Annotated in this window: 17 protein-coding genes; 10 read left to right on the top strand and 7 right to left on the bottom strand. The window is 67.7% G+C overall.

Features of this window, described 5'->3' with window-relative positions; all coding sequences use genetic code 11:
• Nucleotides 1-125 precede the first annotated feature (125 nt).
• From secG to BMX96_RS06195, 4 genes are all read left to right on the top strand, one after another.
• On the top strand, nt 126-488 hold the full coding sequence (gene secG / locus BMX96_RS06180) for a preprotein translocase subunit SecG (RefSeq protein ID WP_091844711.1): 363 nt from the start codon (nt 126-128) through the stop codon (nt 486-488).
• Nucleotides 489-628: 140 nt separating this feature from the next.
• Nucleotides 629-2,272 carry a CTP synthase gene (locus tag BMX96_RS06185; RefSeq protein WP_073128551.1) on the top strand — a complete coding sequence of 548 codons (1,644 nt, stop codon included), beginning with the start codon at nt 629-631 and terminating at the stop codon, nt 2,270-2,272.
• Nucleotides 2,273-2,368: 96 nt separating this feature from the next.
• Nucleotides 2,369-2,569, top strand: coding sequence for a CsbD family protein (locus tag BMX96_RS06190; RefSeq protein WP_073128550.1), 201 nt, complete (start codon nt 2,369-2,371; stop codon nt 2,567-2,569).
• Between the two features lie 117 nt (nt 2,570-2,686).
• Nucleotides 2,687-3,265 carry a hypothetical protein gene (locus BMX96_RS06195; protein ID WP_139209991.1) on the top strand — a complete coding sequence of 193 codons (579 nt, stop codon included), beginning with the start codon at nt 2,687-2,689 and terminating at the stop codon, nt 3,263-3,265.
• Nucleotides 3,266-3,336: 71 nt separating this feature from the next.
• On the opposite strand, the gene BMX96_RS06200 is transcribed toward BMX96_RS06195, so the two are convergent.
• Nucleotides 3,337-4,158 carry a MipA/OmpV family protein gene (locus BMX96_RS06200; protein WP_091844713.1) on the bottom strand — a complete coding sequence of 274 codons (822 nt, stop codon included), beginning with the start codon at nt 4,156-4,158 and terminating at the stop codon, nt 3,337-3,339.
• A 132-nt stretch (nt 4,159-4,290) separates the two neighbouring features.
• Between BMX96_RS06200 and BMX96_RS06205 the strand changes: the two genes are divergently transcribed.
• From BMX96_RS06205 to BMX96_RS06230, 6 genes are all read left to right on the top strand, one after another.
• Nucleotides 4,291-4,722 carry a tellurite resistance TerB family protein gene (locus BMX96_RS06205; protein WP_091844852.1) on the top strand — a complete coding sequence of 144 codons (432 nt, stop codon included), beginning with the start codon at nt 4,291-4,293 and terminating at the stop codon, nt 4,720-4,722.
• Between the two features lie 85 nt (nt 4,723-4,807).
• Complete coding sequence (locus BMX96_RS06210) at nt 4,808-5,575, top strand: ABC transporter ATP-binding protein (protein ID WP_091844714.1); 768 nt, start codon at nt 4,808-4,810, stop codon at nt 5,573-5,575.
• A gap of 71 nt (nt 5,576-5,646) precedes the next feature.
• A complete protein-coding gene (locus tag BMX96_RS06215) occupies nt 5,647-6,075 on the top strand; it encodes a hypothetical protein (RefSeq protein WP_139209993.1) in 429 nt (142 codons plus the stop codon).
• Nucleotides 6,076-6,322: 247 nt separating this feature from the next.
• Complete coding sequence (locus tag BMX96_RS06220; RefSeq protein WP_091844716.1) at nt 6,323-7,054, top strand: transporter substrate-binding domain-containing protein; 732 nt, start codon at nt 6,323-6,325, stop codon at nt 7,052-7,054.
• Between the two features lie 153 nt (nt 7,055-7,207).
• Nucleotides 7,208-8,077 carry an ABC transporter permease gene (locus tag BMX96_RS06225; protein WP_091844717.1) on the top strand — a complete coding sequence of 290 codons (870 nt, stop codon included), beginning with the start codon at nt 7,208-7,210 and terminating at the stop codon, nt 8,075-8,077.
• Complete coding sequence (locus tag BMX96_RS06230) at nt 8,074-8,880, top strand: ABC transporter permease (RefSeq protein ID WP_073128543.1); 807 nt, start codon at nt 8,074-8,076, stop codon at nt 8,878-8,880. Before BMX96_RS06225 ends, BMX96_RS06230 begins: the two co-directional genes overlap by 4 nt.
• A 78-nt stretch (nt 8,881-8,958) precedes the next feature.
• Here BMX96_RS06230 and BMX96_RS06235 read toward each other — a convergent pair whose 3' ends face one another.
• The 6 genes from BMX96_RS06235 to thrC all read right to left on the bottom strand — a co-directional run bounded on the left by BMX96_RS06235 (nt 8,959) and on the right by thrC (nt 15,138).
• The gene (locus BMX96_RS06235; RefSeq protein ID WP_091844718.1) at nt 8,959-10,365 is read right to left on the bottom strand and encodes an FAD-binding oxidoreductase; all 1,407 of its coding nucleotides are present in this window, start codon (nt 10,363-10,365) and stop codon (nt 8,959-8,961) included.
• Complete coding sequence (locus BMX96_RS06240) at nt 10,362-11,186, bottom strand: MBL fold metallo-hydrolase (RefSeq protein WP_236736983.1); 825 nt, start codon at nt 11,184-11,186, stop codon at nt 10,362-10,364. The genes BMX96_RS06235 and BMX96_RS06240 overlap by 4 nt, the downstream gene beginning before the upstream one ends.
• Nucleotides 11,187-11,297: 111 nt before the next feature.
• On the bottom strand, nt 11,298-11,846 hold the full coding sequence (locus BMX96_RS06245) for a histidine phosphatase family protein (RefSeq protein WP_091844719.1): 549 nt from the start codon (nt 11,844-11,846) through the stop codon (nt 11,298-11,300).
• Between the two features lie 63 nt (nt 11,847-11,909).
• Complete coding sequence (locus BMX96_RS06250) at nt 11,910-12,494, bottom strand: GNAT family N-acetyltransferase (RefSeq protein ID WP_091844720.1); 585 nt, start codon at nt 12,492-12,494, stop codon at nt 11,910-11,912.
• Entirely contained in the window at nt 12,494-13,756 is a 1,263-nt protein-coding gene (locus tag BMX96_RS06255; protein WP_091844721.1) for a M16 family metallopeptidase, read from the bottom strand. The genes BMX96_RS06250 and BMX96_RS06255 overlap by 1 nt, the downstream gene beginning before the upstream one ends.
• Nucleotides 13,753-15,138, bottom strand: coding sequence for a threonine synthase (gene thrC, locus BMX96_RS06260; RefSeq protein WP_091844722.1), 1,386 nt, complete (start codon nt 15,136-15,138; stop codon nt 13,753-13,755). Before thrC ends, BMX96_RS06255 begins: the two co-directional genes overlap by 4 nt.
• Between the last annotated feature and the right edge of the window lie 4 nt (nt 15,139-15,142).

Raw genomic sequence — 15,142 nt, forward strand, 5'->3', positions numbered from 1 at the left:
CCTTCCATACAGACCCCTCGCCGCGTGGGAAACCCGCAATCGCGCGGGGCCGGTTTCTCGGGGTTGCGGGTTCGCGGCTTGGCCTTTAGATACCGCCTGTCCCTGACCGCGAAGGCCTTTGCCCCATGCAAAATATCGTGCTTGTCGTCCACCTGATCCTGGCGCTGTGCCTTATCGGCGTGGTGCTGCTGCAGCGGTCCGAAGGCGGCGGCCTCGGGATGGGCGGCGGTGGCGGCGCGATGTCCGCGCGCGGCGCGGCAACGGCCCTGGGCAAGCTGACCTGGGCGCTGGCCATCGCGTTCATCGCCACCTCGATCACGCTGACGATCATCGCCGCCGATCAGAGCGCCGGAACGTCGGTCATCGACCGTCTGGGCGGCACGTCCGAGACCGAGGACAGCGCTCCCGCACCGTCCCTGCCCGATGGCAGCGGCCTTCTGCCGCCGTCCGCCGGCGATGCGCCCGCCCTGCCGCCCCGCGCGGAATAAGGGCCACATCATCCTGCGTCCCTGTTGCGACGGGTCCGCATACCTTGTAATGCTCAAATCCCGTGATGGGGCGATGTCGGATCGCCCCTTAAGCAGGATTTTTGGCCGATCGGGCCACCAGTCACGGGAGTCGTCGGCACATGGCGCGTTACGTATTCATCACCGGCGGTGTCGTCTCTTCGCTGGGCAAGGGCTTGGCCTCGGCCGCCTTGGGCGCGCTGTTGCAGGCCCGCGGGTTCTCGGTGCGGCTGCGCAAGCTCGACCCCTACCTGAACGTCGATCCCGGCACGATGAGCCCGTTCGAGCATGGCGAGGTCTTCGTCACCGATGACGGCGCCGAGACCGACCTGGACCTGGGTCATTACGAGCGGTTCACCGGCGTCGCCGCGCGCCAGACCGACAGCGTCAGCTCGGGGCGGATCTATTCCTCGGTGCTCGAGAAGGAACGCCGGGGCGACTACCTGGGCAAGACGATCCAGGTCATTCCCCACGTCACAAACGAGATCAAGGACTTCCTGACCATCGGCGCCGACGAGGTCGATTTCATGCTGTGCGAGATCGGCGGCACGGTGGGCGATATCGAAGGCCTGCCCTTCTTCGAGGCCATCCGCCAGTTCGGGCAGGAACGCCCCCGCGGGCAGTGCATCTTCATGCACCTGACCCTGCTGCCCTGGATCGCGGCCAGCGGCGAGCTGAAGACCAAGCCGACCCAGCACTCGGTCAAGGAACTGCGCTCAATCGGCATCGCGCCGGACGTGCTGGTCTGCCGCTCGGAACGGCCCATCCCCGAGAAGGAGCGCGAGAAGCTCGCGCTGTTCTGCAACGTGCGCCCCGACAGCGTGATCGCCGCCTATGACCTGAAGTCGATCTACGAGGCGCCGCTCGCCTATCATCGCGAGGGGCTGGACCAGGCTGTGCTGGACGCCTTCGGCATCTCGCCCGCGCCCAAGCCGACGCTGGACCGCTGGGACGACGTCGCAGACCGCGTGTTCAACCCCGAGGGCGAAGTGCGCGTCGCCATCGTCGGCAAGTACACGCAGCTCGAGGATGCCTATAAATCCATTGCCGAGGCGCTGACCCACGGCGGAATGGCCAACCGGGTGAAGGTCCGCATCGACTGGGTCGATGCCGAGCTGTTCGAGCGCGAGGACCCCGCCCCTTACCTCGAGAATTTCCACGCGATTCTCGTCCCCGGCGGCTTCGGCGAGCGCGGGACCGAGGGAAAGATCCGCGCCGCGCAGTTCGCCCGCGAGCACAAGGTCCCGTATCTGGGGATCTGCCTCGGGATGCAGATGGCCGTGGTCGAGGCCGCGCGCAACCTGGCGGGCATGAAGACCGCCGGCAGCCAGGAATTCGACCACGAGGCGGGCGAGGCCCGGTTCGAGCCGGTGATCTTCCACCTGAAGGAATGGATCAAGGACAACCAGAAGATCGCGCGCGATGTCCTGGACGACAAGGGCGGCACCATGCGGCTGGGCGCCTTCGCCGCCAGCCTGAAGGACGGCTCGAAGGTGGCCGAGATCTACGGCAGTCACCGGATCGAGGAACGCCACCGCCACCGCTACGAGGTGGACATCAAGTACAAGGACGCGCTTGAAAACAGCGGGCTGGTCTTCTCGGGCATGTCGCCCGACGGTCGCCTGCCCGAGATCGTCGAGATCAAGGACCATCCCTGGTATATCGGCGTGCAGTTCCACCCCGAGCTGAAATCCAAGCCCTTCGCGCCGCATCCCCTGTTCGCCGATTTCGTGCGCGCCGCCGTCGAGATGAGCCGCCTGGTCTGACCGCGGCCACCCCGATCACGATTTTCGGGCCGCAGGAACGCGAGCCCCGCGCTGACGTTGTCCCTTCAGATTGCAGCAAGCAAATGGAGAGACGCGATGAGCGAGAACACCATCAAGGGCAAGGTCAAGGACGCGCTCGGCAAGATGAAAGAGGCCGCGGGCGACACCACCGACAATGACAAGCTGAAGGCCGAAGGCCAGGCGGACCAGGTCGAGGGCAAGGCGCAGGAAAGCGCCGGTCACGTCGAAGATGCCGTCGACACCGCGAAGGATTCGGTCACGAGCGATCGCAAGTAAAACAGCGACCGGGGCCGCGCCTTGCGTGGCCCCGCGGTCTGAAACCAAAGGGCGGAACAGGTGTTGGGTCTTCGACCAACTTACGAGGATTCCATGAACGCCCTGATTTCCACAGCGATGATCACCACGACCCTTGCGCTGGCGACCCCTGCCTTCGCGCAGGAAACCGCGCGTCTGCGCGGCGAAGTCACGTCGACCAGCGGCGACACCGTCACGGTGACCACCCAGGGCGGCGACAGCTATGACGTGACCCTGACCGACGACTTCAGCGTTCTGGTCTACGAGTATATCGAGATCGGCGACGTGCGGCAGGGTGATTTCCTGTCGATCCCGTCGACCGAGGGAGAGGATGGCCGCAAGGTCGCCGTCTCGATCAACGTCTTCCCCGAGGCCCTGCGCGGCACGGGGGAAGGCGAAACCGCGTGGGATCTGACCGAGGACAGCCTGATGACCAACGCCACCGTGGGCGAGGTCGTGAACGCGTCGGACGGATCGGTGATCGTGGTCAGCTACAACGGCGAGGATGAGCCGGTGCTCGTCCCCGAAGGCACCCCCATCACCGAGTTCAACATCGCCCCCGACCGCGACCTTTCCGAGGGCGACATGGCGATCCTGTTCGTGACCCAGGAGCCCGACGGCGGGATCAGCGCGAACCTCGCGGGCGTGGCCGAAGACGGGTCACTCCCGCCCGTCTGATCTTGCCCCACCCAAGAAATGCAAAAAGCCGCCCAACCGGGCGGCTTTTTCGTTCGCGGACGATGACCGGATCAGAAATCCAGCGTGATCTGGCGGGTGATACCCACGCGGATGCCGTACTGGTCGCGGTCGCCGGCCTGCACGATCGGGCTGTCGGCGGCGTCGCCGGTCAGACGGTCCCAGGTCACGGCGCCTTCGACGCCCCACTGGTCGTTGATCTCGTAGCTCGCGCCCAGCTCGACACCCGCGCTGAGGATACCACCGTCGGGATCATACGCGGTGAAGCCGCTGGTGCTGGCGGCGGCCTCGGCCGGGGTCACGCCGAAATACACGTCCGAGTACTTGCCGGACCCGACGAAGACGCGCGGCCCGACGCTCAGCGTCAGCCGGTCGCTGGGATGCACCTTGAAGTCGGCCCCAAGCTCACCGACCACGGCCTCGTGCCCGATGACGCCATAGCGCACGTCGGCGAAGGCGTCGAAATTGTAAGAACTGTAGCCCAGGCCAAGGCCCAGCTCGACCGAGGCGTCGATGTCGTTCAGGCCCGTCAGCTCGGGGTTGTCGGCATCGTCACGCTCACCGATGTAGCGGAACGATCCGCGCACGCCCAGGCCATAGCTGGGCGAGCCGTCGGCATTGCCGAACTCACGGCCGAACAGGTTGGCATAGCCCAGGCGGAAGCCGAAATCGGGCCCCACCGAGTAATCGTCGGATCCGAAATAGTCGGGGTTCACCGCGGCGCCGCCGCGCAGCGTGAAAACAAGGTTCGGGGTCGACGGCGCGGGCGCCTGGAACACCGGCTGCGGCTCGGGCGCAGGCAGGCTCAGGTCACCGGCCATGAGGGCCGAGGGGCCCATGGCAAGGGCCAGTACGGGGGCAGCGATTCGCAGCATTGGATCGTCCAAACACACAAGAGTTCTGAACTACCTAGTCCCCGCACCGCGCATTGAACAGGGGCGCGCCGAATTAACACGCGAAAGTGGATGGGCTTGGCCTTCGTGCAACACGCGCCTATCTCAATCCGCATGTTTGCAGATCTTCTCAAGCGCATGACCGCGCCCGAGCCCGCCCCCCTCGCCGATAGCGATTCCCGCCTGGCCCTGGCAGCGCTCCTGGTCCGTCTCGCGCGGGCCGACGGCGACTATGCCGCCGCCGAGATCGCGCGGATCGACCGCACGCTGGCCCATCGCTACGGGCTGACGGACGAGGCCGCGCAATCCCTGCGGGCCGAGGCCGAAACGCTCGAGTCCGAGGCGCCCGACACCGTCCGCTTCACCCGCGCCATAAAGGACAGCGTGGCCTACGAGGATCGCCTGGCCGTGGTCGAGGCGCTGTGGGGTGTCGTGCTGGCCGACGGCCGGCGGGACGAGGACGAGAACGCCTTGATGCGCATGGTGGCCCCCATGCTGGGCGTCAACGACCGCGACAGCAACATGGCGCGCAAGCGCGTCGAGTAACCCCGCGCGGGCCGGGCGTTGCAATCCCGGCGGATTTCCGCCCTACTGCGCCGCGACGCGCAACAGCCCGAGCCCGCCGGACCCCGTGACAGATACCCCCGTTTTCCAGATCCGAGACCTCCACAAGAGCTACGGCGCGCTGGAGGTCCTGAAAGGGGTCGACCTGACCGCGCCGCGCGGCCATGTCGTCTCGCTGATCGGGTCATCGGGGTCGGGCAAGTCCACCCTGCTGCGCTGCGCGAACCTGCTCGAGGACAGCCAGTCCGGCGAGATCTCGTTCGAGGGCGAGCCGGTCAAGTGGCGCGGCACCGGGGCGGACCGCAAGCCCGCCGATCCCCGGCAGGTCACCCGCATCCGCACGAACCTGTCGATGGTGTTCCAGCAATTCAACCTGTGGGCCCATATGACCATCCTCCAAAACGTGATGGAGGCGCCGGTCACCGTGCTGCAACGCGACCGCGCCGAGGTCGAGGAGGCCGCGCGCGGCTATCTCGCCAAGGTGGGCATCGGCGACAAGTGCGACGTCTATCCCGCGCAGCTGTCGGGCGGCCAGCAGCAGCGCGCCGCGATCGCGCGCGCCCTGTGCATGGAGCCGCGCGCGCTCTTGTTCGACGAACCCACCTCGGCGCTCGACCCCGAGCTCGAGCAGGAGGTCATCCGCGTGATCCAGGGGTTGGCCGAGGAAGGCCGCACCATGATCATCGTGACCCACGACATGGGCCTGGCCCGCGACTGCTCGGACCACGTCATCTTCCTGCACCAGGGCCGGATCGAGGAGGAAGGCGCGCCGTCCGAGCTGTTCGGCAACCCAAAAAGCGAACGCCTGCGCGGTTTCCTGTCGTCAACGTCATGACTCGTGGCGCCGAGACCGCGCCGCCGCGTCCGGAGCCCCTGGACAAGGAGGCGCGCCGGGCCTTTCTTCAAATGACCTATGACGAGAAATGCGGCATTGCCGCGCGATGCCGCGACCGGGCCTACCAACTGACCCGCAATTTCGTGCTGGGCGCCTTCGCCATCACCGGGTTCCTGGCGACGAATGCCGACATGGCGCTCGACACCACCCATCGGGCCGCAGGCGGAGCGGCCGTGTTGATCGTCACCGCCCTATGCCTTTTCCTCCTGCACCAATCATACCGGGTCCTCTACGCGATCCTGCAGATCGTTGCGAATCTCGAGCGCGCCGCGGGCTTCCACACGCCCGGGATATATCTCGACGGCCCGCTCTATCCCGTCGAAGCGGGATCGCCGGAGCGACTGGAGCAAGGCGACTACGACCGCCCGACCGAGTACTGGTACAAGACCGTGGTGGGCATCGCGGGGCTTCTCGTATCCATGTCCTTCGCCATTCTCTGAAAATCAGAGTACGCCGATATTCGGCCGACTGTACGCCTCGGGCGCAGAGATGCAGCATCCCGGCCGCCCCTGACCCTTAGGCAACATGCGACCGACCGCATAAATCCTGCCCGATTTGGCCGCGAAAACGGCCCCGCGGGGCAGTTTCCCTTGGGGCACCCTTGCAAAAAACACGCATGCGCCCGATTTTGCGGCGGTCAAGGGCCGACCACAGGCCCGTCGAATCCGATCAATGGGAGATACCCGCATGAAAACCATCCTGACCGCCACCGCCGCGCTTGCGCTTGGCACCGGCATGGCGTTTGCCGCCGAACACAGCGAGACCGTGCGCCTGGGCACCGAGGGCGCCTATGCCCCCTACAACTTCCTCGACGACAACGGCGAAGTCGCCGGCTTCGAGCGTCAACTGGGCGACGAACTCTGCGCGCGGGCCGAGCTGACCTGCGAGTGGGTCACCAACGACTGGGATTCGATCATCCCGAACCTGGTCTCGGGCAACTACGACGCCATCATGGCCGGCATGTCGATCACCGACGAGCGGGACGAGGTCATCGACTTCTCCGATCCCTACACCCAGCCCGATCCGTCGGTCTACGTCTCGACCATGGACGACGTCGATGTCGAGAACGCGGTCGTCGCGGCGCAGTCCGGCACGATCCAGGCCGGCCACGTGGCCTCGATGGAGGGCGCGACCCTGGTCGAATTCGCCACCCCCGAGGAAACCGTCGCCGCCGTGCGCAACGGCGAAGCCGACGCGGTGCTGGCCGACAAGGCGTTCCTGATGCCCATCGTCGAGAACGAATCCGAGCTGTCGGTCGTGGGGGACGATGTCCTGCTGGGCGGCGGCATCGGCATGGGCTTCCGTGAAAGCGACGGCGAACTGCGCGAGAAGTTCAACGCCGCGATCCAGTCCATGAAGGACGACGGGTCGCTGAACGCGCTGATCGAGGAATGGCTGCCCGACGGCGCGACGTTCTAAGATTGCCTCGCCCCCGGGCGCGCCATGGCTGCGCCCGGGGCATGACCGCGCCCCGACCGGGCGCCCGGCCCAGCGGGACGTCGACATGCACCGAAGCCCCACATCCCACAGCCCCGCCGCCGGACCGGCGCCGCACCACGGGCCCCGCTGAGCATGTTCGCCTACTGCACCGACCCCGCATCGCTTGACGGCCTGGCCTGGCTGGCCTGCTACCTGACCACCGGCAAGCACATGGCGTTCTACGCCTCGTTCGGCACGGTCATGCTGTTGCTGGCCATCACCGCGCCCACCGCGCTCCTGTTCGGCTTCGGCGGCGCCGTTGCGGCCCGTGCCCGCTTCCTGCCGCTGCGCATGCTAGGCAAGACCTATATCGCGATCGTCCGGTCCGTGCCCGACATCGCCTTCTTCCTGTTCTTCGTGATCGCGCTGGACCAGGGGCTGGAATACCTGCGCCTGCTGGCGCTCTGCCCCGATTGGGACCAGCCGGTGCGACAGGGCAACGATTTCGTGGTGTGCAGCGCCGCCAAGCTGCCCTCGAACAGCGCCCCGCAATGGGTGCACGAGGTCTATGGCTTCCTGCTGGCCATGTTCACCTTCGCCATCGTCTTCGGCGCCTTCGCCGCCAACGTGCTGTTCGGCGCGATGATGGCGGTGCCGCGCGCGCAGATCGAAACCGCCGAGGCCTACGGCATGACCCGCGCCCAGACCTTCCGGCGCATCCTGGTGCCGCAGATGTGGGTCTACGCCCTGCCCGGCCTGTCGAACCTGTGGATGGTCCTGGTCAAGGCGACGCCGCTTCTGTTCCTGCTGGGGGTCGAGGATATCGTCTACTGGGCGCGCGAGCTCGGCGGGTCGGTCACGCCGCGCTTCTCGGACTATCCCCACGGCGACTGGCGCGTCTGGTACTTCTTGGCGCTGCTGGTCTTCTACCTGCTGCTGACCCGCGTGTCCGAGATCGTGCTGGAACGGCTGATGAAACGGTTGACCTTCGGCCAGGCCACCACCGGGGGGATGGCGGCATGAGCTGCGTCGAGACCATCGCCGACTACGCCCTGCGCTCGATCGGCTTCGGCGAACGGCTGCTCCCGCGCGAGGGATACACCCTCTGTCAGCAATTCACCCTGATCGGCTCGGGGATGATCTGGAACATCTATTTCGGCGTGCTGGCGCTCTGCTCGGGCTTCGTGCTGGCCGTGGCGCTGGCGGTGGGCAAGGCGTCGGCCAACCCGCTGTTTCGCAAGCCGGCCGAATGGGTCATCTTCGTCTTCCGTGGCTCGCCGCTCTTCATCCAGTTCTTCTTCGCCTACCTGCTCTTTCTCAGCCTCAAGAACAGCTACCCGTTCTTCGGTGCCTTCACCGCTGCCTGGGCCGGGGCGCTGGTTGTGCTTTTCCTGAACACCGCCGCCTACTCGGGCGAGATCTTCTACGGCGCGCTGCGCTCGATCCCCCGGGGCGACATGGAGGCGGCCGAGGCCTACGGCATCACCGGCTGGAACAAGTTCCGGCGCATCACCTTCCCCACGATGCTGCGCCTGGCCTGGCCCGCCTACACGAACGAGGCGATCTTCCTGTTTCACGCCACCACGCTTGTCTTCTTCTCGGGCTTCCCTGCGTGGCAGCAACGGGGCGACGCGCTCTATTACGCGAACTACTTCGCCGACAAGACCTTCAACCCGTTCGTGCCCTACCCGATCCTGGCCTTCTACTTCATCCTGCTGACCCTGAGCGTGGTGGGGCTGTTCGCGCTGGCCTCGCGCCGCCTGAACCGCCACCTGCCGCGCGAGGCCCGGCAGAAACTGCGCCTGCGTCCGAATTTCCTGCGCTGACGCCGGGCGCCCCGCGCGTCTGCCGCATCACTGGTCCTCAAATACTCCGGGGTCCGGGGCAGAGCCCCGGTCCGACGCTCAATCGCCCAGCACCGCGCCCGGGTTCATGATGCCCGCCGGGTCCAGCGCGTCCTTGATCGCGCGCATGGCGGCCAGCTTGGCCGGATCGCCGTAGCGGCGCATCTGCTCGACCTTCAGCCGCCCGACGCCGTGCTCGGCCGAGAACGATCCGCCGCGCTCGGCCACCGCGTCGTCGACGATCCGGCGCAGGTCCGCCGCGCGGTCGCGATACTCGGCCTTCGACCGGCCCTCGGGCGGGAACAGGTTGAAATGCAGGTTGCCGTCGCCCAGGTGCCCGAAGCAGTTGATGCGCAGCTCGGCCGCGGCGTGCAGACGTGCCCCGCACGCCTCGATGAAGCCCGGCACCTCGGACAAGGGCAGCGAGATGTCGTTCGACGCGATCGCGCCGGTGCGCTTGTTGGCCTCGGGGATTGTCTCGCGCACGGCCCAGAGCTCGTGGCGCTGCGCCTCGGACTGGGCGATGACACCGTCACTGACCTCGCCCGCCTCGAACCCGGCCTCGAACAGCCGTTCCAGCTGGCACGCCGGATCGCCCCCCTCGGGCAGGCCGAGATCCACGAGGACGCACCAGTCGGGGATATCGTCGAAGGGCTGGCGCACCGGCAGCGCGTGGTCGCGCAGGAACCGCAGCCCCTGCCCCGAGATCAGCTCGAACGCCGACACGCCGCCCATGGCCTGCGCCCGCGCCAGCAGCGACAGCGCCGCGCGGGGGCCATCCACCACCAGCATCGCCGTGCCCTCGGCGCCCGGCTGCGGGAACAGCCGCAGGCTGGCCGCCGTGATGACGCCCAGCGTCCCCTCGGCGCCGATCAGGAGGTTGCGCAGGTCGTAGCCGGTATTGTCCTTCCTCAGCCGCCGCAGCCCGTGCAGGATCGACCCGTCCGGCAGCACGGCCTCCAGCCCCAGGCAAAGATCGCGCGCGTTGCCATAGCGCAGGACGTTCACGCCGCCCGCGTTGGTGGCCAGCAACCCGCCCATGCGCGCCGTTCCTTCCGAGGCCAGCGACAGCGGGAACAGCCGCCCGGCGTCGCGCGCTGCCGCCTGCACGTCGGCCAGGATCGCGCCCGCCTCGGCCACCAGCACGTTCTCATCGGGATACACGGCGCGGATGGCGCGCATCCGTTCGAGGCTCAGCAGGATCGGCGCGGCGTTCGGCAGGGTCTGGCCGCCGACAAGGCCGGTGCCGCCACCCCAGGGGACCACCGCAACGCCGTGATCGCGGGCGAAGCAGATGACTTTCGCCACCTCTTCTGTGTCGCGCGGCGCGACGACGGCGCCCGCGCTGCCACGCCACGTGCCCCGCGGCTCGCTCAGGTAGGCGTCCGAGACTTCGCGCAGCGCGCCGTCGGAAAGCTGCCCAGCCAGCGCGTCGCGCAGATCGGGCGTCAGGGGACCACCGGTCATTCTGCGCCGAGGAAGGACGGTCGCAGGACCACCACCGTCGGCCGGTCGGGAAGGTTTCGCAGGCTGACCTCCATGGACGAGGTGTCGCGCAGATCCACGTCGAAGTCCTGCGAGATATCGTCGAGGAAGCGGCCCAGGGTCATCGGCCCGAACCAGTGCATGGGGATCACGACCGAGGATCTCAGCCGCTTCAGCGTCTCGACCATCGTGGGCAGGTCCAGCGTCATGCCGCCATCGACGGCCGCCATCACCACGTCCAGCCGGCCCAGCGCGGCAAATTGCGCATCGTCGGGCTTGTGATGCAAGTGACCAAGGTGGCCGATGCAAAGGCCCCCGACCTCGAACACGAAGATCGAGTTGCCGAATTTCTCGACCCCGGTGCCGCGGCGGATGTCGGTGGGCACGTTACGCACCCGCATCTCGCCCAGCATCATGTCGTGCAGGTTCGGCTCGAGGCTGTCGCCCCAGCCCTCCAGCAGGTTGGGGATGCGCGGGTCGGGCCGGACGGTCCAGTGGCTGGAATGGGCGTGGTTCATGGTCGCCACGTCGGGCACCAGGTCCACGCCGCCGATGAACCCGTTGTAATCTGTCACCGCCGAGGTCCCGTCGGGCGCCTGGATCAGGAACATGGAATGATCGATATAGGTCAGCCGCACGGTATAGGGGTCGCCGATCGGTTCGCGCCAGCTGGCCTTGTGCAGGTACTCGATCCCCGGCGCCGCGTCGGCGATGGCGATGCAGTGGCTGGGCATGCGGTCCTGTGCGGCCGCCAGGGACGGCACGGCAAGGGCGATCAGGGCAAGTGAAAGAAGTTTTCGCAAGGTGGTCTCCCCTTCCTGAGGTTCCGCAACGTTAGCACGCCCGGCGCACAGGTCACCCGGTAGCGGCCTTGCCTGCCGCTTCACAATCGCGCGGGCGGATCGGCGGGCGCTTCACGGCGCCACCAGGATCTCGCCCACCACTTCGATCCCGTCCTCGCCCTCGCGGATCAGCAGGACCTCGCCCGAGCGGGTGCTCTGGCCGGTGAGGTCGCGGATGTTCACCTGGTGGCTGACCATCATCAGGCGCCCGTCGGCCGCGGCGATGATCTCGCGCATCCGTTGCGTCTGCGCGCCGCTGTCGCCGCGCCCCGCGAAGGTGGAGTTCAGCTCCGGCTCATCGACCACCGGGCCCACCTCCAGCAGCTCGGCCGTTTCGCGGCTGCGGCACCACTGGCTTGTGAGCACCCGGTCGAAACGAATGCCGCGTTCGCGCAGGGCGGCGCCCAGCCGGCGCGCCTGGTGGCGGCCGCGCTCGTCCAGATTCCGCTGGGTGCTGCAATCGCCCAGCGTGAAATTGGCCGGGTCCCCGGTGCCGGGGGCCAGCGCGTGCCGCATGATCGCCATGACACCGGGCTCGGACAGACGATGCCAGTCATTGGCGGACGCCGACATCGGCGCGGCCAGGCACAGGGCGATCAGGACGGAACGAAGAAAGGTCATGGCGGGCGCAGCGGCTGTTTCGGTTCGCCGGACAGCTAGGGCCGCCGGCCCGCCCGGCCAGACCTAGCCGGCGCCCGTTTTGCCGCGGCGGTCGGCGCGCAGGTTGGCGTAGAGCACATGGTTCCGCCACCGCCCCGCGATCTGGAGATAGCTTTGCGCGACGCCCTCGTACTTGAAGCCCGACCGCTCCAGCACCCCGCGCGAGGCCACGTTTTCTGGTAGGCACGCGGCCTCGACCCGGCTCAGGTCCATCTTGTGGAAGGCATGGTGCACCAAGGCGACGATGGCCTCGGACATGAAACCCTGCCGCGCGAAGGGCGCCCCGATCCAGTAACCCAGCGTGCCCGACTGCGCCGGGCCGCGCCGGATATTGTCCAGCGTGATGGCGCCCGTCAGCATCCCGTCCTCGCGGCGGATCAGGAACAGGGGCACCGCCGTGTCGGCGGCAATGGACCGCTGGGCCCAGTAGACCCGGTTGGTGAAGCTCTTGCGCGTCAGGTGGTCGGCGGCCCAGACCGGCTCCCACATCTGGAGGAAATCGGCGCTGTCGCGGCGCAGGTCGGCCCAGGCGCGGAAATCTCCGTGCTGCGGCGGGCGCAGGGTCAGGCGATCCGTCTGGATCGCGAATTTCCGTTTTCGACCCAGCATCAACCGGCCAGACGGGCCTGCAGATCCTGCAATACCGGCGCACGGTCGATGGGACCGTAAAGCGCCATGGCGGCTTGCGACCGGGAGAGCATGTTCGCCGCGAACTCGCGCACCTCACCGGCGGTGACCGCGTCGATCCGCGCCACGGTCTCGTCGATGTCGGGCACGCGGCCCCAGATCGCCACCAGCCGCGCCAGGCGCTCGGCCCGGGCCGAGGGGCTTTCCAGCCCCATGAGCAGACCCGCCTTCATCTGGGCGCGGGCGCGCGCGACCTCGACCGCCGTCATGTCGTCGGCCGCGCGTTTCAGCTCGTCTATCGTGACGTCCGCCAGGGCGTCGATCTGGTCGGGCGAGGTGCCGGCATAGACGGTCATCATGCCGCCATCCTCGTAGGCGCCGGCCTGCGCGAAAATGGAATAGCACAGGCCGCGCCGTTCCCGCAGTTCCTGGAACAGGCGCGAGGACATGCCGCCGCCCAAGGCGCTCGACAGGACCTGCGCGGCGTAGAAGGATTCGTCGCGATACCCGGGCGCGTCGAAGCCGAGGGTGAAATGCACCTGCTCCAGCTCGCGCGTTTCGCGCCGCTCGCCGCCCTCGAACCGGGCGGGCGCGGCATCGGCATTCGCGCGCGGGATCATGTGGCCGAAGGTTTCCTCGGCGAAGCGGACGATGGCGTCGTGGTCGACCGCGCCGGCCGCCGCGACGATCAGACGGTCCGGACCGTAGCGTTCGGCTACGAAGCCCGACAGATCCGCCCGGCCGAAACCGCGCACCTTGTCCGAGGGGCCGAGGATCGACCGGCCGATGGGCTGTCCGGGATACGCGGCCTCCTGCAACCAGTCGAAGACGATGTCGTCGGGCGTATCCAGCACCTGCCCGATTTCCTGCAAGATGACGCCGCGCTCGATCTCGATCTCGCGCTCCTCGAAGATCGGGTTCAGGACGATGTCGCTGATCACGTCCAGCGCCAGTGGCACGTCGGCGGCCAGCACCCGGGCGTAATACGCCGTCATCTCGCGCGAGGTGTAGGCGTTGATATAGCCGCCCACATCCTCGATCGCCTCGGCGATTTGCAGGGCGTTGCGCCGCTCGGTGCCCTTGAAGGCCATGTGTTCCAGGAAATGGGCGATGCCGTTCTGCTCGGGGCGTTCGTGCCGCCCCCCGGCATTGACCCAGATGCCTATGCTGGCCGATTGAAGGCCCGGCATGGGTTCGGTCACGACGCGCAGGCCGTTTTCGAGCGTGTGCAGTTGCGGGGTCATTTCAGGCGATCCTCGATCAGCGCTTCGATCGCGGCGACGTCGTTGTCGATGCGCGTCAGCCGCTCGTCGCGGTCGAACAGGTCGGCCATCCGGTCCGGCAGCGCCGGGCGTCCGCCTGTGGCGGCCTCGACCGCGTCGGGGAACTTGGCGGGATGGGCGGTGGCCAGGGTGATCATCGGCGTCCGGCTGTCGCCCAGATGCTCCTCGGCCACCTTGACGCCGACGGCGGTGTGCGGGCACAGCACCTCGCCGGTGCGGGTGTGCATGGCGCGGATGGTGGCGGCGGTCTCATCCTCCGAGCAGCGGCCCGAGCCATAGATCTCGCGCAGGGCCTCCAGCGCGCCCTGGCTGACAGGGAAACCGCCGGCGTCGCGTAGCTCGTCCATCAGCTGAGACACGGCGGCCCCGTCCCGGCCATAGGCCATGAACAGCGCGCGCTCGAAATTCGAGCTGACCTGGATATCCATGGACGGGCTGATGGTGGGCGACACGCCGTCCTTGCGATGCTCGCCCGTGGCAAGCGTGCGGTGCAGGATGTCGTTGCGGTTGGTGGCGATCACCAGCCGTTCGATCGGCAGCCCCATCTGGCGCGCGATGTAGCCCGCGAAGATGTCGCCGAAATTGCCCGTGGGCACGGTGAAGCGCACGGGCCGCGCGGGCGCGCCCAGCGACAGGGCGGATGAGAAGAAATAGACGACCTGCGCCAGCACCCGCGCCCAGTTGATCGAGTTCACCGCCGTCAGCCCGACCCGGTCCCGGAAGGCGTGGTCGTTGAACATGGCCTTGACCGCCGCCTGGCAGTCGTCGAAATCGCCGTCGACAGCCAGCGCGTGGACGTTGGCCTCGGACGGCGTGGTCATCTGCCGGCGCTGCACATCACTGACGCGACCGTGCGGGTAGAGGATGAAGCATTCCACGTTGTCCAGCCCGCGGAACGCCTCCATCGCCGCCGACCCGGTATCGCCAGAGGTGGCGCCGACGATGGTGATCCGTTCGCCGCGGCGGCGCATGGCGTCCTGGAACAGCTGGCCGATCAGCTGCATGGCGAAATCCTTGAACGCCAGCGTGGGCCCGTGGAAAAGTTCGAGCAGGTGATGGTTCGGACCGAGCTGCACCAGCGGCGCGCGCGCGTCGTGACCGAACCCCGCGTAGGCCGCGTCGATCAGGGGTTTCAGTCGATCCTCGGGCAGCCCCGTGAACGGCTGCATGATCCGCAGCGCGATCTCTTCGTAGGGCAGCCCCGCCATGGCGGCGATGGCGTCTTGATCCAGCGTCGGAATGTGATCGGGGACGTAAAGACCACCATCGCGGGCCAGACCCGCCAGCATCGCGCCTTCGAAATCAAGCTCGGGGGCCTGCCCCCTGGTCGAGACATACTGCATCGGC

The sequence above is a fragment of the Palleronia pelagia genome, from assembly GCF_900110115.1.
Lineage (GTDB): Bacteria > Pseudomonadota > Alphaproteobacteria > Rhodobacterales > Rhodobacteraceae > Palleronia > Palleronia pelagia.